The sequence below is a fragment of the Marinimicrobium koreense genome (assembly GCF_003762925.1).
Lineage (GTDB): Bacteria > Pseudomonadota > Gammaproteobacteria > Pseudomonadales > Cellvibrionaceae > Marinimicrobium > Marinimicrobium koreense.
The window spans coordinates 82,091-99,468 of the sequence record NZ_RJUK01000001.1 but is presented as its reverse complement, the minus strand read 5'-3'; the positions used below and the strand labels follow the sequence as shown (position 1 = coordinate 99,468).

Sequence of the window (17,378 nt, the reverse complement as noted above, 5' to 3'; positions counted from 1 at the left end):
ACTACCTCACTCTCATCAATTCAGGATCAGGCCAGCAGCGTAATCAACGCCAGCACGCAGACCCACAACAGCAGGGAACGGGAATACAGGGGCTGGCTGGCGCGAATCATATCCAGGTCCACCGCCGAGTCGGCGGGTTCCGGCTCGGTCCTGCCCAAAGCACCCAGCATCTGATCGTACAGCAGGACCGACGTTCCCTGACGGGTATCGCCAAGATCGCGCTGACAACGGAAAAAACAACTGTCGAAATTGCCCGCCATGGCCCAGGTAAAGCCCATGACACGAACCACCGGCCACTCCATCAGCCAGAGCCAGCGGTGCACCTGGGCCGATTCGGAGCGCTCCCGGTAGAGCACACTCAGGCGGTACATCAAAGCGCCCGCCGGGCCCAATACCAGAAACCAGAACAGCACCGCGAACATCCGCTCGCACCCGCGATAGGCAATGGTTTTGAGCGCCTGACGATGCATGCTGGCCCAGTCCTCGGGGTCGGCGTCTTCCACCGCATTGCCCTGAAGGGCCGCCAGATGGCGGGCCGCACTCACCGAGTCCTCCCGTTCGCTGGCCTCCACATAGGCCTGCACCTCGGCCGAAAAGTCACCTCGGCCAAGGCTGTACAGCAGTACCGGGACGGCAATAAAAATCAGCCAGCCCTGCGAAAGGCCCTCGGCCACGGCCCAGGTCAGTAACCATAGCACCAGGGCCGGCACCACCACCGCCAGTAACAACTGCAACTTGGGCCACGCACGGCTGGGGCGCTGCTCGAGCCAGTGCAGATAACGATCAAACCACCCGTCTTTTTGCAGGGGCGCGCCAGAGCCCCACCACTGCACCAGGACGAGAACCAGAAAGACACTGAGGAAGGTCATAAGCGTTCCGAGAGCTGTGAGCGAAAGTGGCGCCAGTCGAAGGCCGGGCCCGGATCGGTTTTCCGTCCGGGGGCGATATCCGAATGGCCGGTAATGCGCTCCGGCGTCAGCGCCGGATAACAGGATAATAACAGACGGGTGACCTCGGCCAAACGCCGGTATTGCGGCTCGGTGTAGGGAAGGTCGTCACACCCTTCCAGTTCAATGCCGATGCTGAAATCGTTGCACTCGGTTCGACCGTCAAACTCGGAGGCGCCCGCATGCCAGGCGCGCCGATCCAGAGGCACAAACTGCACCAACTCACCGTCCCGCGTAATGAACATATGCGCCGACACCCGAAGATCCCGGATCTGCTCAAAATAGGGGTCGCGATTGATGTCGAGTTGATTGCAGAAGAAGTCTTCCACACACCCGGTTCCAAACTGCCCGGGCGGGAGACTGATGTTGTGAACCACCAGCAGGCTGATGGCCTCGCCCGGTGGACGATCATTATAGTTGGGAGACGGACAGTGCCGGGCTGAAGTCAGCCAGCCGTCCTGAATGGATACGCTCACGGGCCCCTCCAGTCATTCATGGCGTGAATGATACAGGGGCCGGGAGCCTTTGTCGCTGTTGCTGGGGGTTACCGGGCGCGGGAGCTGCGCAGGTTACCGATCACCGCTTCGAGCGCGCGATCGAACAACATGCCATCGTCGAGGATTCGCATTCGGCCGGATTTGAGCGCTCGCGCCAGTCCTTCGCGGGTCTCTTCCGCCACCTTCATACCGGAGCGATTTACAAAAATGTATTTGCCGGTGGGCTTGATCATCGCCGCCAGGCGGCAGCGGAACGCCTGCCCCTGCTCATCCTGGCGCTCGAACCAGCTCCCCTGGGTCAGATTGGACACCAACGCCATATGAGGGTCCGACGCGGGCAGCGGCCCATCGTCAGAGACACCAACCTCACCGGTCACCACAGAAGATGGGGTGGATTCGGTAGAAGAGCCTTCGGCGCTTGAAACTGAGCCTTCAGCGCTCGAAACCAAGCCTTCCGCGATGGGGGTTGAATCCTCAGCCCCGGAAGCCGAGCTGTCAGCCTGACTGGAAGCCTCATCAGAAGCCGCGCTCGGTTCTTCAACCACCTGAAACACGGGGGCCTGAGCGGCTTCATCGGCCGCCGCTTCAGCATTCGCCTCAGGGACAGGTTCTGGCTCGGCGGCTACCGTCTCGGTCGCGACCGGATCAGCGCCCCGCTGAGACGGCTCGGCAGCTGGCGCCGGCTGACTGACTTCCCGCAACCGGGACAGGTGAAGCTGCTCCAACTGTTTGAACAGCTGGTTCATTTCGTACGGATTGTAAGCGATGGATTCCAGACCCGCCCGCAACTGCGGCAACAGTTCGGGCACCAGCTTGAGCAGCTTCTGACGATTGTCGCGATCCATGGGAGCCGTGGCGCTCCAGACCAACTGCTCGGCGGATTCCAGGGCTTCCCGCCAGTCGTCACTGTCCGTGCCCTGCTTCAGGCAGATGATAAACAGCACCTTGGACCAGGCTTCATACAGCAGGGTATTGGCCGCTACCGCCAGAGTCTGCCCCTGGGTCAGACGCTTGAGTGCCGCATCCACTTCGGCCCGGGCACGCTCAGAACGCGCCTTGCCATCTTCCGCGTCCAACGTGCGCTGCTCCAGAATGCGGGCCCGGCGCCGTTCTTTTTCCTGGTAGGCGCGGAAGTCCAGCAGCATGCGGTCGAAGATGCCGACATCGCTCTCAAAATCCGCCAGAATGGTCTGAACGATCTGATCCACCTTCTGGTAAAAGGTGTCTTTGCGCCGCCCCTCTTCTCCTGTGTCCTGCCAGCCCAACGCGGCCATGGCCAGTTCATTGAGCAGGCGACGGGCGGGATGCCCGCCTTTGCTGAAAAAACTTTTATCCGCAATCGCGACCTTGATCAGCGGAATCTGTAACCGCCCCAGCAAGGCCTTCATGGGCGAAGCCAGATTGCGGTCGTCGAGAATGAACTCGAACATCATGCTGACCAGATTGATGACATCCTCATCCACCTGGTTCAGCGACTGCCGGCGGGTATTTTTGACCAGACCGCGAACCAGCTGCGGCACATTGACCGCATCGGCGCCCTGATCCAGGCTGGCCCAGTCTTGCTGCTGTGCCTGGGAGAGCAGATGCACCAGATCCTGGGTGTCCAGCGACTCGCCGGCACCGGAATCTTGACTCTGACTCGCCCCGCCCTGGTTGGACAGGAGATCCCGCAGCGTGTGCAGCACCTGATTGGATTCATCCTCTCGCTGAGCACGCTCGGCCCGGGCGGCTCGCGAGGGCTGCGCTCCGGCCCTTTGCCGGCGGGCAGCGGGCGCGCCCGCTTTCAGGGACGGCAGGATGTTGGCATCAATCAGCTGCTGGTTGACGTTTTCATACATCGACCCCAATCGCGAGACCACCCACTTGTCAAATAGCTTGAACAGTACCAGCTTCGCCTTGACGTCGATCTTCAGCGCCTTGGCGGCCTCGGTGAATCCGGTGCAGATGGCGTCGGCCCCCAGGGGATTGTTCTTTTGGTACACCTTCACCGGCACCAGTTGATCCATCCGCAACGTCAGATGTTGGACGGCCTCGGCGAACTGCTCGTTGGCTTTGTTGACCATGCTTTCGGTCGCCACCATCTGCTCCAGCTCATCGTTCTGAACCAGGCTCAGTTCCTCAAGGGAAGCCTCCTCCCGCTGTTGCCGGTTTGACTCGCCGGGTTCCAGCAGTGCCGCAAAGCCCCGGTCCAGCCCCAGAAAAAACGTATGCTCCAAGGTGCGCCGCTGCAACCGGACCTCACGCATGGAGTCAAAGTACAGGTTCTGTTCCTGATTGCTGGTAGCCTGGTCGGCCAGTTCGAACAGGGAATCATCCGCCTTGTCGAACAGATCCCGCAGCAGCCCCTGAAGGGTTTGCCGTGCCCGGTCGCGCACGCTGTGCATGGCCGCCGGCAGGCGCGCCAACGACACGGTCGCTGGCTGACGTCGCTCGGGGTTGAGCGGGACGACATTTTCACGCTGGGGTTGCACGGAATCGTTCATGGTGATGTTCCTGAGGGTGGTCACTGTCGGGACAATTTACAGTTACGATCATTAGTATAACGAGGATCAGGACACATCCCAGCGACAAATGATAAGATCGAGACCCCTATCACAATTTCGGCTAACAGCTTCATTTGCTTAGAAAAATTTGGCTGACAAACGAGAAAAACAGGGCCCTGCGGGTATAAAAACCCGTGACATTTTGATGACCACCGAATCGCTCACCACGGGGCAGTTATGACACAGGAGCAAATGCCCGGCCAGCAGGCCGGACGCGGCATGCTGGTTGCAGCCTGGATCATCGGGCTCGCACTGCTCACCTGGGCCTTTGGCATTTGGGAAGACCGCAAGGACAACCCCAACCGCTCGATCCAGGGCCAGGTCGTCAATGGCGTTCAGGAGGTCGTGTTGCGTCGCAACCGGTCGGGACACTATGTGGTTCCCGGACAGATCAACGGAGAGGAAGCCACTTTTCTGCTCGATACCGGTGCCACGGACGTGGTCGTCAGCCAGGACCTGGCCGAACGCGCGGGCCTGCGGGCCGGAGCCCGGCAGTGGGCCATGACCGCCAACGGCCGAATTGAAGTGCGCGCCACCCGACTCGAACGCCTGGAGCTCGGCACCATCCAACTGCGCGACGTCAGCGCCAGCATCAACCCCGCCATGGGCGGTGACCAGGTACTGCTGGGCATGAGCGCCCTCGGACAGGTAGAATTCCGCCAGCAAGGCGACCGCCTCACTCTGCGTTACCAAGGTGACTGACTCCATGACCGAACTCAATCCCGACCTGCAACGGGCCATCGAGGCCAACGTCCGTGCCGCGCTGGCCGAGGACATTGGCAGCGGCGATATCAATGCCCTTCTGATTCCCGCCGAGCGGGTCGCCCACGCCCGGGTCATCACCCGCGAGGCGGGCTGCTTTTGCGGTCGCCCCTGGGTGGAGGAAGTGTTCCGGCAACTCGACCCGGACACCCGGATCACCTGGCACGTTCAGGACGGGGATTCGGTAAAGCCGGACCAGTTGCTGTTCGAGTTAAGCGGGAATGCCCGAGCACTGCTCACGGGAGAGCGCACCGCTCTGAACTTCGTGCAGACGTTATCCGGCACCGCCAGCGTCAGTGCCGCTTACGCACAAAAGGTCAAGGACGCACCGGTCACTCTGCTGGATACCCGCAAAACCCTGCCCGGACTGCGCCTGGCCCAGAAGTACGCCGTGGGCTGTGGGGGCTGTGCGAATCACCGGGTCGGTTTATTCGATGCGTTCCTGATCAAAGAGAACCACATCGCCGCCTGCGGCGGTATCGCCGAGGCTGTCAGTAAAGCGCGGGAAATCGCCCCGGAGACGCCGGTGGAGGTGGAAGTGGAATCACTGGAGCAGTTGGAACAGGCTCTGACGGCCGGCGCCGACATTGTCATGCTCGACAATTTCTCGCCAGAGGACCTGACCGTCGCGGTATCCCGCAACCGTGGACGGGCCAAACTGGAAGCGTCGGGCAATGTGACCGACGCGACACTGCCCACCCTGGCCAATACCGGGGTGGACTACATATCCATCGGCGCTCTGACCAAACACTGCAGAGCTCTGGACCTGTCGATGCGGCTGTCGGTGGAAGAGGCCTAGGACCGGTCACCCCGGCGCGCTCTGACTATTCATCATTAAGGCGCTCTGGCAGTTTGTGCAGCGCATAGACGTCAAACCGGCTGCTCTTGCCCTCAATCCGGTGCCCGGGCGCCCGTCCAGCCAGATCCGGCGCCTTGCGGGGCCGCTTGACCACGACCCGGTAGCGCGCCTTTGCCAACGCCGGTGCCAACAGATCATCGGCATCGGCATCCGCCCCCACCAGGGTATGAAACGCCCGCATTTCTTTTTTCACATCGGCTGATTTTTGGCGCTCGGGAAACATTGGGTCCAGATAGATGACATCGGGACGCACCGGGTCGCCCTCAGCAAGTGATGCAAGGTAACTTGCGCCGTCACCCAATTGCAGAGACATGCGCCCGAGAATCTCCATCAGGTCGCCGTCACCGCTCTGCTCGGCGCCCCGCCTGGCGCGCGCCAGACCGTCCGCCAACAACCGATAAACCACCGGCGAACGCTCCCACAGTTGCACACGGCAACCCAGCGAGGCGAGCACAAACGCATCCCGCCCCAGCCCCGCGGTCAGGTCCAGCACGTGTGGGAATACATGCGGCTTTAATCCCACCGCCTTGGCGATCATCTGCCCTTTGCCGCCCCCAAAGCGGCGCCGATGATCCACCGCCCCGCCCAGGAAGTCCACCTGAACCGGCCCGGGGACCTTGCGTCCGGTGTGGTGTAAGGCCAGGCCGTGGTCGTCATACACCAGGGCAAAGGTTGGCTCGGAGAGCTGCTCCGGCTCGGCATTGATCAGCAGAGGGACATCCAGTTCGCGGGCCGTCGCCGCCGCTTCCGCTCGGGAGTCGGAAGACTGGGCAATAACAACCAGCGGCCAGGTCGCCGATAAGGTGTTCATAGCAGTCGCTTCATCAGGGCAGAAAACTGGGCGGGACTGTGCCGGGAAAGGCACACATCATCAATCAAGAGGGAATGCGGAGCGCGTCCCTGCGCTCGTCAAACTCGCTTACTGCATGGGCAGCAATTCGAGCTCTACCCGACGGTTGGCGGCACGGCCTTCGGCGGTGCTGTTGCTGGCCACCGGATAGCGCGGACCATAGCCGTAGGCCTGGATACGACCGGCGGCCACATCGCGGCGGATCAGGTAATCGCGCACACTGGCGGCGCGCTGCTCACTCAGGGTCTGGTTGAGCTGATCACCACCGGTAGAGTCGGTATGACCACTGACCTTGATGGCGGTCTGATCGAACTCGGCCAGTACTTTGGCCACCGAATCCAGCACGCTGTAGAAATCCGAGCGGATTTCGTAGCGGCCAGTAGCGAAGGTAATGTTGCCGGGCATGATCAGGTACAGACGATCGCCTTCACGACGAACCTGCACACCGGAACCCTGAAGCTCATCACGCAGCTTGGCTTCCTGACGGTCCATGTAGTTACCGACACCACCCCCGATCGCCGCACCGGCGGCGGCACCGGTCAGGGCGCCTTTTTTGCGATCGCTCTTACTGGCGGAAGCCGCGCCGATAATGGCACCCGCTACGGCACCAATGCCAGCCCCCTTGGCGGTATTACTGGTTTTTTCTTCCCCGGTGTAGGGATCGGTTGTGGTACAAGCTGCGAGAGTGAAGATTGCACACAAAGCCAGCAAACGTTTCATTGCTATTCCTCTATCATTAAATTCCAAAAACGTAAAAGCCCGCCCTAGCGGAAGACTCAAACCGACGGGAACCCGGTAGCTTTTCCCGCCTCCAACTGCCATCATTGATTGCAGTTCAGGTTTCGACACTATAGGCAGAGCCATGGTTCACAGCAACAGTCTAGCGCACACTTTTCGCATTTGGATGATTTTAATGACAGCGACGGCACTGACCGCTTGCACCGGCTATGCGGTGAGCATCAACGACAACCCGGTGTACAACCCGCCGACACTGTTTACCGACTTCCGCCTGCCCGACGCTGCGCTGCACGATTGCGTGCAACAGACCATCGAAGATCAGCAGGTGACCGAGGCCACTCAACTGACCCAACTGAACTGCAGCAGTGCCGGCATCGAATCACTGGCGGGCCTGTCCACCTTTACCGCCCTGCGGGCCATCAGCCTGAATGACAACCCGCTTGAGGACGTCGCTGAACTGAGAACGCTGTCGAGACTGGAAGTGCTGTTGCTGGAAAACAATCAGATCAGATCCGCCGAGCCACTATTGTCGCTGTTACGCCTGAAGGAGGTGGATTTGCGGGGGAATACGGCGCTTGAGTGCAGGGATGCCCGGCAACTGGCCGACAATGCAGAGGGAAAGGTTCGCCTGCCTGAGCACTGCACCGAGGCAAGCTGACGGGTCGGACGGCTCAACTGCCGGAATCAAACATCAGGCCCACGGTGTTGCGCAGCTGATGCATCACCCGCATCTGTACCGGCTCATCGTTAATCGGCCCCACCATCTTGCGAAACCGGACCATCACCAGGGTTCCCACCGGTGGCTTGGGCTGGTTTTCAATCAATACCCGGGCCCCACCATCGGAAATATCCTGGGTAAAACCCACGATGGTGCCAAAGCTGGGGTGGGTCATCTCCACACGTATGCTGGCGGAGGTCCGCTCATATTGCCGACGATCAATCACGGTGAGCTCCTTTTCCTGTCAATGTCGGGGCGGGTCTCCGCCCCGAGCCATTCCGGCGGCTGAATAGCCAGTCCCCGAAGGTTCACGCTGGGTAACGGCCGAACGCCATTATGCCCAAATAATCAATAATTCTGTTTTACGGCTTTCTTTCAGAATAAGCAAGCCCCAGCAAAAACGCCAGCGAAACCGGTTCGCTGGCGTTTTTGAAGACCCACAAGCCGCCAATGCCAGCGGCTCTTGAATCGATCGTCCTTTAAATCAGATTCTTACGCAGTACCGAGAGCATTTCCCGGGTCTTACGCGCCGACATCCGCTCCCCATAGGCGGTGCGCAATCGCACATGATACAGGCCATCGGACTGCTCAGTAAAGATCAACAGGTGTCCCGGAGCCTTGGGAGCCCGCTCCCGGGCGGCTTCCGCCTGCGCGGGCATGGTCAACAGGTTGTCCGGCAAGACCTCTCGCAGATCGGCCAGGCTGTAAGGCGTTTCCGGCGGTTGGGGGTTCTCTTCCGCCCCGAACAGACGGGCCAACCAGCCCGGCGGGCTCTCCGGCGGTTCGCGATACCCCAGATAGAACACGCCCGAGGCCGGGTCACTGTCATAAATGGTAAAGCCTTCCTGTTCGGCCGAGTGGGTCAGGGTGGCCAACGCCCGGCTTCGGGCCAGCTCGAGCTCGAGCACCGGCTCGCTGTCAACGCTGGTGATGCGGGCTTTGACCGCACCACCGATATTCCGGGCAATCAGCGAGGTACCACCGGCCGCGCCGAGATCTTCGGCGGCCAGGTTTGCGGCCAACTCATCAACCATCCAGGTTTCACGCTCCTTGCTGCTGGAGGCGGCCGGCCACTGGCTGAGCTGCGCCTGGGTGGCTTCATCGCGATCCAGGCTCATGTGCAGCACGTGAATCTCACTGGTGTCCGGCTGAACCCCGCGATCAATGCGGATGCGATAGCGGTCGATACGATCCGGGTCATCCTTGAACGACAGCCAGCTGGTTTCCATCAACCCCAAGTCGGTATCCGTGGACGCCACCTGCAGGTTATTGTCGGCCAGGAAGGCCCGAATACGAGGCCAGAGTTCCGCCGGGTCGACGTTGACCAGAATCCAGCGGTCGTCATCCAGCCGCTGGATTTTCACCCGCTCCACCAGCGCGGTGGCCGACAGGGCTTCCGGGCGCGGTGCCTCAAATTCTTGGGTGTCCTGAGCGTAGGCGACGTCTTCCTGAGTCAGCTCTGGCACTTCATACAGCTTCCCCACGGTCTCAGCGTTCAGATGATCGGGAACCTTCAGGGGATCCAGACTCGCGGCTTTAAGATAGTCATCCTCGCGGTTCCGGAAATAGCCCTCTTCTCCAAACAGGGCACTACAGCCGGACAGCGTGAAACTGAGCCCGACCAACAACCAATACACAATGCGCATAAAATTCCAAACTCTCCAGTGAGTTGTGCGAACCTCTGTTATCTATTTCTGGCAACCACTCAGACCAGGCCCGCCTCCCGGAGCGCCTCGGTCACCTGCTCATGGAACCGCTCGGACAGTGGCGTCATGGGCAGACGGATGCCGGACTGAATCCGCCCCATCTGCATCAACGCCCACTTCACCGGAATCGGGTTGGCCTCCAGGAACATGGCCTGGTGCAGTGGCATCAGCCGTTCGTTCAGTGCCCGGGCTTCCTCCGCCCGACCTTCAATCGCCAGCGCGCAGAGTTCCGCAATGGCCTGGGGTACGACATTCGCCGTAACGGAAATATCCCCTTTGCCACCCAAAATCATCAATTCCACGGCCGTCGCATCGTCCCCGGAGATGATGATGAAGTCCTCCGGCGACTGCTCAATCAGGGTTTTCGCCCGCACCATATCGCCCGTGGCTTCCTTGATGCCTTTGATATTGGAGATCGCGGCCAGTCGCAACACCGTCTCCGGCAACATGTCCACGCCGGTGCGGCCGGGCACATTGTAGAGGTACTGGGGAATATCCACCGCCTCGGCGATGGTTTTATGGAACAGGTACAGGCCTTCCTGGGTCGGCTTGTTGTAGTAGGGAGTCACCAGCAGGCAGGCATCGGCCCCGGCAGCTTTTGCGCCGTGGGTCAGCTCCAGCGCTTCGGTCAGGGAGTTGGCGCCGGTGCCGGCAATGACCGGAATCCGCCCAGCCACCTGCTCCACCACCGCCTTGATGACCGCCAGGTGCTCGTCGATATCCAGCGTGGCCGACTCACCGGTGGTACCTACCGCCACCAGCGCATTGGTGCCCTGCTCCAGATGCCAGTCCACCAATTTGCGCAGGGCGGGCCAGTCCAGGGAATTGTCGGGGGTCATGGGAGTGACCAGGGCGACCATGCTGCCTTGTATCATGCGCGGGAGCTCCAATAGCTTGACTATAACGTGTAGGTTCTGACTTCATCGCCTGCCGAGGGTTCGCACGGCGCGCCGGTGACCGTGGCATGGGCGGGAAACACAAAGGCGCAATGGTACTGAGGGGCGCTCCACGACACAAGCGGCGCGCCCGGATTCAGGCCCTTTCCGGGGTTTATTTGCGGAAATCGAGCATCCGCTGGAGCGGAATCATGGCCTTGCGGGCCAATTCCGGGTCCACATGAATCTCGTTATCGTCCTGTTCGAAGACACTCGCCAGGTTTTCCAGCACGTTCATCGCCATCCAGGGGCAGTTCGCACAACTGCGACAGGTCGCGCCGCTGCCGGCAGTGGGCGCCACATGAAACGTCTTGTCCGGACACAGCTGCTGCATCTTGTAAAAAATGCCCTGGTCCGTCGCCACGATGAACTCCTGATTGGGCAGTTCCTGGGCAGCCTTGATCAGCTGCGAGGTGGAGCCCACCACATCGGCCAGCGCCACCACCGGCTCCGGCGACTCCGGGTGCACCAGCACCGCCGCCTCGGGATAGAGCGCCTTGAGGTCTTCCAGGCCACGGGCCTTGAACTCCTCATGCACAATGCAGGCACCGTCCCAGAGCAACACATCGGCCCCGGTCTCGCGCTGCACGTAATCGCCCAGATGCTTGTCCGGCGCCCAGAGAATCTTCTCGCCCTTCTGATCGAGATAGTCGACCACATCCTTCGCGATGCTGGAGGTCACCACCCAATCAGCTCGGGCTTTTACCGCCGCGGAGGTATTGGCGTACACCACCACGGTGCGATCCGGGTGTTGATCACAGAATTCGGAAAACTGATCGGCGGGACAGCCGAGATCCAGGGAGCAGGTGGCTTCCAGCGTGGGCATGAGCACACGCTTTTCCGGGGTGAGAATTTTGGCGGTCTCACCCATGAACTTCACCCCGGCCACAATCAGGGTCTGGGCGGGATGTTCTTTACCGAACCGGGCCATTTCCAGAGAGTCGGCCACGCAGCCCCCGGTCTCTTCGGCGAGCGCCTGGATCATGGGGTCGGTGTAGTAGTGGGCCACCAGCACGGCGTTGTGTTTCTGTAACAACGCTTTAATACGCTCGCGGTATTCTGCTTCTTGTTCGGGGGTATACCGGGGGGCACTCCAGGCGCGGTCCAGGTGTTCCCGAACCAGTTCTTCCGGGGTTTTCCGGGCGGTTTCGGTCACGATTACATTGTCCGCGGTCATAGAATCACCTCACATGTACCCCTGTAGCGGGTTGGGGCGACATAATACCACAGGGATGAAAAGTGCCCCAAAGCTACTTCTTTTGACACCCTCCCCCGCCCTACATTCCTTTTATTGAGTGACAGTTGGTGGCTGACACGTATATATCCGAGTCCGGCCCGGGGAGGGGTAGACCGTTTGTAGACCCGCCGTGAACCCATCCATGGGGGCTTCTCGTCGACATCCATGTCTCCGAGAGTCTACAAACGGTCTACCCCTCCCCGGGCCTCCATGGGAATAGCAACCTTGTGCCTGGCATCTAAAGTCCATAAATACGAAACGCGCTATCTCCAAGCAACGTTACGCTCGTCGCAGCGGAGGGTGTGTATACCATTGTGAGACCGTCACCCGCCTGGACGGCGGGTGATGAGCCCCCATGGGCCGCTCTATGGCATCCATGCCACCACGGCATTAGTGAATCCCTTCACGTCATGGGTTTACGGCGTGTCTCACAATGGTATACACACCCGCAGCACTCAGATTCGGAGTAACAAGCTCGCAAAAGCTGTGTGTTAATTCACGGGGCGAAAATGGTGGGTCGTGCTGGATTCGAACCAGCGACCAATTGGTTAAAAGCCAACTGCTCTACCAACTGAGCTAACGACCCAAAACTGGCGAGGTGATGCCTGGTGGCATCCGGATTTTCGAAGATGGTGGGTCGTGCTGGATTCGAACCAGCGACCAATTGGTTAAAAGCCAACTGCTCTACCAACTGAGCTAACGACCCAAAGAGGCGCGTATGATAAAGATTCAGACAAAAAAAACAAGCGCTTTTGAAAGAAAAAGGCAAAAAAACGCCAAACAAACCAACAGCTTAACCCGGCCTCCCGGCTTAGCCTGCCCGGTAGCGGGTCGGATCCGGAACCCCGGCCTCTTCAAATCCGGCGCGCCGCAACCGGCAACTGTCGCAGCGGCCGCAGGCTTCGCCGGCCTCGTTGGCCTGATAACAGGACACCGTCAGCGCGTAATCCACGCCCAACGACTGGCCCTGGCGGATGATCTCGCCCTTTGACCAGCGCATCAACGGCGCCCGGATATGCAACTTCTGCCCTTCTACGCCGGACTTGGTAGCCAGGTTCGCCATGGCTTCGTAGGCCGCCACATACTCCGGCCGGCAGTCCGGGTAACCCGAATAATCCACCGCATTGACGCCAATAAAAATGTCATTGGCGCCCAGCACCTCGGCCCAGCCGAGCGCAATGGACAGGAAGATGGTATTGCGTGCCGGCACGTAGGTGACCGGGATGCCCTCGCCCTCCGTTTCCGGTACTGCGATGGAGTCATCGGTCAGCGCGGAGCCACCGATGCTCTGCAGGTCCAGTTTCACGACTTTATGCTCAATCGCGCCCCCGGCTCGCGCCGTGAGCTCAGCCGCGTGCAACTCGGCCCGGTGACGCTGGCCATAGTCGAAGCTGATGGTGTAACAGTCGTAGCCCTCGCTGCGGGCGATGGCCAGAGCCGTGGTGGAGTCGAGGCCACCAGAGACCAGAATGACCGCTTTCGGGTTCGCCATGATGGCTGCTCCTCAATCAGTACCCCGGGGCGTCGCCCCAGAGCAGCTTGTGAATCTGGATCTGGAAGCGCACCGGCAGGTTGTCCTCGACAATCCAGTCGGCCAACTGGCGCGGTTCGAGCTGCCCGAAGCTCGGGGAGAACAGGACATCATCGACCCGCTCGGCCAGGCGGTACTCATCCAACTTGAACTTGGCCCATTCATAATCGCCCCGGCTGCACAGCACGAACTTCACCTGGTCGTGGGGCTGCAGCAGGGGGATGTTCTCCCAGCGGTTTTTGTCGAGCTCCCCGGAGTCCGGCGTTTTCAGATCCATCACCCGACTGACCCGCGTGTCCGCCTCATCCAGGGGCATGGCGCCACTGGTTTCCAGGGATACCGAGTAACCGGCATCACACAGCTGTGTGAGCAGCGGCAGGCAGTTCGGCTGGGCCAGAGGTTCGCCGCCGGTCACGCAGATGTATTGGGGCTGATAGCCGGCCACCTGCTCCAGGATACTCGCCAGCGTCATACGCTCGCCGCCGTGAAAGGCGTACTCGGAATCGCAGTAATGACAGCGCAGGGGGCAACCGGTCAGGCGCACAAACACCGTCGGGCGCCCCAAGGTCCGGGCCTCGCCCTGCAGGGAGTAAAAGATTTCGGTAATACGGAGACTGTCGTCGGTCATGAACTTCCGGGCCGGTGGCGCTGACGGGGGCTTTAACAGCGGGCAGTTTACCCAAAGGCCGCAGCAGATGCGAGCCCGCCGGGTTTGCCGCCCCGGCGGCAGGCTGGTATTCTTGTTGATTGGCCCGATTTTCCTGCCGCGAGTGTTATGAAACCCACCAAGACCAAACGTGAAATCCGCGCCGAGCTCGACCAACAGCTGGAAGAGTATTTGCGCTCCGGCGGCAAGGTGAAGGAAGTACCCCGCGGCCTGAGTGGTCGCATCGACCCCAAGGGGCCTCTTACCCCCCTGTTCACGCCCCGCGCCAGCGAAAACCCCCTCGCCGGACGGACCCCCATGACCGAAGTGGTCGCCCGGGTGGAATCCCGCAAGCACCCGATCCCCGCGCCCAAGCGCCCCAAACCCAAGCGCCCCCGGAAGAAAATGATTCTGGATGATTTCGGGCAGCCGGTTCGCTGGGAATGGGTCGAAGAGTAGCCACTACCGCTACACGCCCCCAAAACAAGGCTGAAAGACAGTCGAATCAGCCGAGCGCCCGCACCAACATTGAGACCAGCTCAGTCTGCTTTCGATAGCCATTCTTGGCCAGCAGACTCTTGATATGCTGGCGGGCGGTATGAATGGATATATGTCGCTCCTCGGCAATATCGTTAGTGCTGAGCCCCCTCATCAAACCGCCGGCGACCGCAGCCTCTGCCGGTGAACATTGAAACAGAGACTGTAACTTGTCGAGGTCGGGGGACAGAGTGGTGTCGAAACTGAACAGCTCTGCCAGCACACCATTGTTTTCCGGGTGTTCGGTGACCAGAGGTGTCAGACAGACGGACACACGCGCTTGGCCGTTTTGGATAAACAGAGTCTGCGACTCCAGAACGCCTTTATGGGAGAGCACAATACATGTGGTTATGGCGTCATGCAGCTTACGGGTCATGCGTCTGTCACGACTATGCAGCCGCCGGTCCTCACCAACAAACAGATTACCTGTGCTGTCCAGCAAGGCTCTGGCGGCGTTGTTGGCTTCGGCCACATTACCCAAGGCATTGAATACCATCAGAGGCTTATGCACATGGTTGAGCGCCATGGCCAGGTTCTCGTTATCGCTGCTGGATTGATACAGTTTCAAGTGAAGGGCAACGGCATTTTCGATGTGCGGTGCCAACAGATTCATTTGCAACAGCTCACTGTCGGTGTAGGGACCGTGGTCTTGATGGCGGTTGGCCATGAACACCACATTGACGCCATCTTCCCGGGTCACCAACATACCCGTGCTATCACCCATGCCTACCGATTCGGCCCAGGCTCGGCTTTCCGGCCCCAGAATATCAAGGATGGTACGGCTGACATCGCCCCTTAAAAATGAATCGAACTGGCGTGGCGGCAACTGAACATAGCGCGTCAGCGCTTCATCCCGCTCGGGCAGGTCACTGTTGATGTACCACTCCTCAAACCCATCCGGGTAACCAAAGGTCCAGCCGTACACGATGCGTTGCGGGTTGGCAGTGACACCCAGAATGCCACCTTGCAGCGCCTTGAAATGCTTCTGGAAAGCATCAAAAAAATGCTGAAAACCGGCGTTATTGTGCAGGCTGCGATAGAGCGTGCTGACCAGCTCGTTATAAGCATGGAGCTCCTCGCCTTTCAAGGCAGGAAAGGGCAAGCTGGCCTGCTGATCAGTCTGAGGGTTTGCGGGAGAGAAGTGATCGTTCAAGGAAAAGGCTCCTTAACCGGCATGACACCGGGCACCAGGGACCGCCTGTTGCGATAACTTCCGGGCACGCAAAAACTGGCGAGATTATTATTGAACCCAAATCTGGGCTTTATTTTCCAATGAGGGAATAACCAAAATATAACCAAATCGTCTTAAAAAAGAAAGCTGAGTGCCAGCAGTCGCACCATATCTGCGGGAAATGCCTAAACCCTCGCGTCCCACTTCCCACCTTGCGGTTTTCAGGTCCCACTTTACGCCCATCTCTTGTCACTCTGACCATCTGCCATAACAATTGCCCGACGGAAACCGATCCGGTCATGCCATAACAAGAGAGATACCGAATGAATACAAAAATGCTTCTGCTGCTAAGCGGCCTTTTGGCGTTAAGCGCCTGCGGTCCAACCGACACGGCCGAGCAGCCATCCACCGACACCCAGGCCGTTCCGGCGACCCTCAAACAGGACGACAATGGCCACTACTCGATTTATCGGGAAGGCGAACCCTACTTCATCAGAGGCGCGGGCGGCACCAGTCGCCTGGAGCAACTGGCCGAGGCGGGCGCCAACTCGGTGCGCACCTGGGACACCGATAACGCCGAACGCATTCTCGACCAAGCCCAGGCCCACGGCCTGACGGTCATGCTGGGGCTGCGCATGGGCAAAGAGCGCCACGGCTTTGATTACAGTGACGAAGAGGCGGTAAAAGTACAGAAAGCGCAAATCCGGGAGCAGGTACTGCGCTACAAAGACCACCCCGCCCTGCTCACCTGGGGCATCGGCAACGAGCTGGACCTGTTCTACACCGACACCAACGTCTGGTACGCGGTGGAAGACATCGCCCGGATGATTCGGGAGCTTGACCCGCACCACCTGATCACCACCGTGACCGCCGGCATTGATCAGGAAAAGTCCGACCTGATCCAGGAGCGGGTGCCCAGCATTGATTACCTGAGCATCAACACCTACGGCGAACTGGACACTCTACCCCAGAAGGTGCGGGACGTCGGCTGGCCGGGCGCCTACGCCGTCACCGAATGGGGCCCCACCGGGCACTGGGAAATTGCCAACACCGCCTGGGGTGTCCCCATCGAGCAGACCAGCACCGAAAAAGCCGCCGCCTACCGACAGCGCTATGAATCCGCCATCCTCGCCGACGAGGAAAAAGGGCTGGGTTCCTACGCCTTCCTGTGGGGGCAAAAACAGGAAACCACACCCACCTGGTACGGCCTGTTCCTGGAATCCGGCCACGCCACCGAAGTGGTCGATACCATGCACCACCTGTGGAGCGGCGAATGGCCCGAACACCGCGCGCCAAGCATCCAATCCTTCCGGATCGACGATCAGACCGCCTATGACAGCATTTATCTTCAGCCGGGCGAAACCTACGAGGTCACCCTGAGCGTGACGCATCCGGACAACGAGCCTTTCAACATCCGTTGGGAGTTCCTGCCGGAGAGCACCGACATCAAATCCGGCGGCGACCGGGAGAACCGGCCGGAGAGCGTTCCGGGCCTGATCGTGGAAGACCGGGGCAACGGCACCATGCGCTTCACCGCTCCGGAAGCAACTGGCCCCTACCGCCTGTTCGCCTATGTGACCACAGAGCACAACCGGGCTGCAGCCGCCAACGTGCCCTTCTTTGTCGGTAGCGCCGAAGACCACGAGTAACAGACGTTACAGAAGGGTCAATAGGCAGGTATCCGGACCTCGGGCCGGATAC

At 60.2% G+C, this 17,378-nt stretch carries 17 protein-coding genes and 2 tRNA genes; 5 read left to right on the top strand and 14 right to left on the bottom strand.

All coding sequences use genetic code 11. The annotated features are described in order from the left end of the window. Positions 1-26: 26 nt before the first annotated feature. From ampE to EDC38_RS00440, 3 genes are all read right to left on the bottom strand, one after another. Positions 27-869 carry a regulatory signaling modulator protein AmpE gene (gene ampE / locus EDC38_RS00450; RefSeq protein ID WP_123636858.1) on the bottom strand — a complete coding sequence of 281 codons (843 nt, stop codon included), beginning with the start codon at positions 867-869 and terminating at the stop codon, positions 27-29. Then, positions 866-1,423, bottom strand: a complete 558-nt coding sequence (ampD, locus tag EDC38_RS00445) for a 1,6-anhydro-N-acetylmuramyl-L-alanine amidase AmpD (protein ID WP_123636857.1) — start codon at positions 1,421-1,423, stop codon at positions 866-868. Before ampD ends, ampE begins: the two co-directional genes overlap by 4 nt. Before the next feature lie 68 nt (positions 1,424-1,491). Continuing rightward, entirely contained in the window at positions 1,492-3,927 is a 2,436-nt protein-coding gene (locus tag EDC38_RS00440; protein ID WP_123636856.1) for a DUF1631 domain-containing protein, read from the bottom strand. A 237-nt stretch (positions 3,928-4,164) separates the two neighbouring features. On the opposite strand from EDC38_RS00440, the gene EDC38_RS00435 reads away from it, so the two are divergent. Together EDC38_RS00435 and nadC are read left to right on the top strand one after the other, a co-directional pair. Beyond that, the gene (locus EDC38_RS00435) at positions 4,165-4,689 is read left to right on the top strand and encodes a retropepsin-like aspartic protease family protein (RefSeq protein ID WP_024459536.1); all 525 of its coding nucleotides are present in this window, start codon (positions 4,165-4,167) and stop codon (positions 4,687-4,689) included. 4 nt (positions 4,690-4,693) lie between these two features. Continuing rightward, on the top strand, positions 4,694-5,548 hold the full coding sequence (nadC, locus tag EDC38_RS00430; RefSeq protein ID WP_123636855.1) for a carboxylating nicotinate-nucleotide diphosphorylase: 855 nt from the start codon (positions 4,694-4,696) through the stop codon (positions 5,546-5,548). A gap of 25 nt (positions 5,549-5,573) precedes the next feature. Here nadC and EDC38_RS00425 read toward each other — a convergent pair whose 3' ends face one another. Further along, a complete protein-coding gene (locus EDC38_RS00425; protein WP_123636854.1) occupies positions 5,574-6,419 on the bottom strand; it encodes a class I SAM-dependent methyltransferase in 846 nt (281 codons plus the stop codon). Positions 6,420-6,527: 108 nt separating this feature from the next. Continuing rightward, on the bottom strand, positions 6,528-7,178 hold the full coding sequence (locus tag EDC38_RS00420) for a YiaD family glycine zipper/OmpA-like lipoprotein (RefSeq protein ID WP_123636853.1): 651 nt from the start codon (positions 7,176-7,178) through the stop codon (positions 6,528-6,530). Positions 7,179-7,371: 193 nt separating this feature from the next. Here EDC38_RS00420 and EDC38_RS00415 point away from each other — a divergent pair, with 193 nt between their 5' ends. Further along, the gene (locus EDC38_RS00415; protein ID WP_246004306.1) at positions 7,372-7,854 is read left to right on the top strand and encodes a protein phosphatase 1 regulatory subunit 42; all 483 of its coding nucleotides are present in this window, start codon (positions 7,372-7,374) and stop codon (positions 7,852-7,854) included. Between the two features lie 13 nt (positions 7,855-7,867). Here the strand turns inward: EDC38_RS00415 and EDC38_RS00410 are convergent, their stop codons facing one another. The 8 genes from EDC38_RS00410 to queE form a co-directional block, all read right to left on the bottom strand. Next, positions 7,868-8,140, bottom strand: coding sequence for a PilZ domain-containing protein (locus EDC38_RS00410; protein ID WP_123636852.1), 273 nt, complete (start codon positions 8,138-8,140; stop codon positions 7,868-7,870). Positions 8,141-8,393: 253 nt separating this feature from the next. Next, positions 8,394-9,560, bottom strand: a complete 1,167-nt coding sequence (bamC, locus tag EDC38_RS00405) for an outer membrane protein assembly factor BamC (RefSeq protein WP_123636851.1) — start codon at positions 9,558-9,560, stop codon at positions 8,394-8,396. A gap of 59 nt (positions 9,561-9,619) precedes the next feature. Further along, a complete protein-coding gene (dapA, locus tag EDC38_RS00400; protein WP_123636850.1) occupies positions 9,620-10,495 on the bottom strand; it encodes a 4-hydroxy-tetrahydrodipicolinate synthase in 876 nt (291 codons plus the stop codon). Between the two features lie 175 nt (positions 10,496-10,670). Then, entirely contained in the window at positions 10,671-11,732 is a 1,062-nt protein-coding gene (gene nadA / locus EDC38_RS00395) for a quinolinate synthase NadA (RefSeq protein WP_123636849.1), read from the bottom strand. A gap of 570 nt (positions 11,733-12,302) precedes the next feature. Then, a tRNA-Lys gene (locus EDC38_RS00390) sits at positions 12,303-12,378 on the bottom strand. Between the two features lie 44 nt (positions 12,379-12,422). After that, a tRNA-Lys gene (locus EDC38_RS00385) sits at positions 12,423-12,498 on the bottom strand. Positions 12,499-12,603: 105 nt separating this feature from the next. Further along, complete coding sequence (gene queC, locus EDC38_RS00380; protein ID WP_123636848.1) at positions 12,604-13,284, bottom strand: 7-cyano-7-deazaguanine synthase QueC; 681 nt, start codon at positions 13,282-13,284, stop codon at positions 12,604-12,606. A 16-nt stretch (positions 13,285-13,300) separates the two neighbouring features. Further along, positions 13,301-13,951 (bottom strand): 7-carboxy-7-deazaguanine synthase QueE, encoded by a 651-nt coding sequence (queE, locus tag EDC38_RS00375; RefSeq protein ID WP_123636847.1) that lies wholly within the window; start codon positions 13,949-13,951, stop codon positions 13,301-13,303. Positions 13,952-14,098: 147 nt separating this feature from the next. Between queE and EDC38_RS00370 the strand changes: the two genes are divergently transcribed. Then, entirely contained in the window at positions 14,099-14,428 is a 330-nt protein-coding gene (locus EDC38_RS00370; protein ID WP_123636846.1) for a hypothetical protein, read from the top strand. Positions 14,429-14,474: 46 nt separating this feature from the next. Here the strand turns inward: EDC38_RS00370 and EDC38_RS00365 are convergent, their stop codons facing one another. Then, positions 14,475-15,659 (bottom strand): helix-turn-helix transcriptional regulator, encoded by a 1,185-nt coding sequence (locus EDC38_RS00365; protein ID WP_123636845.1) that lies wholly within the window; start codon positions 15,657-15,659, stop codon positions 14,475-14,477. Between the two features lie 341 nt (positions 15,660-16,000). Here EDC38_RS00365 and EDC38_RS00360 point away from each other — a divergent pair, with 341 nt between their 5' ends. Next, a complete protein-coding gene (locus tag EDC38_RS00360; protein WP_123636844.1) occupies positions 16,001-17,326 on the top strand; it encodes a glycoside hydrolase family 2 TIM barrel-domain containing protein in 1,326 nt (441 codons plus the stop codon). Positions 17,327-17,378: the final 52 nt, after the last annotated feature.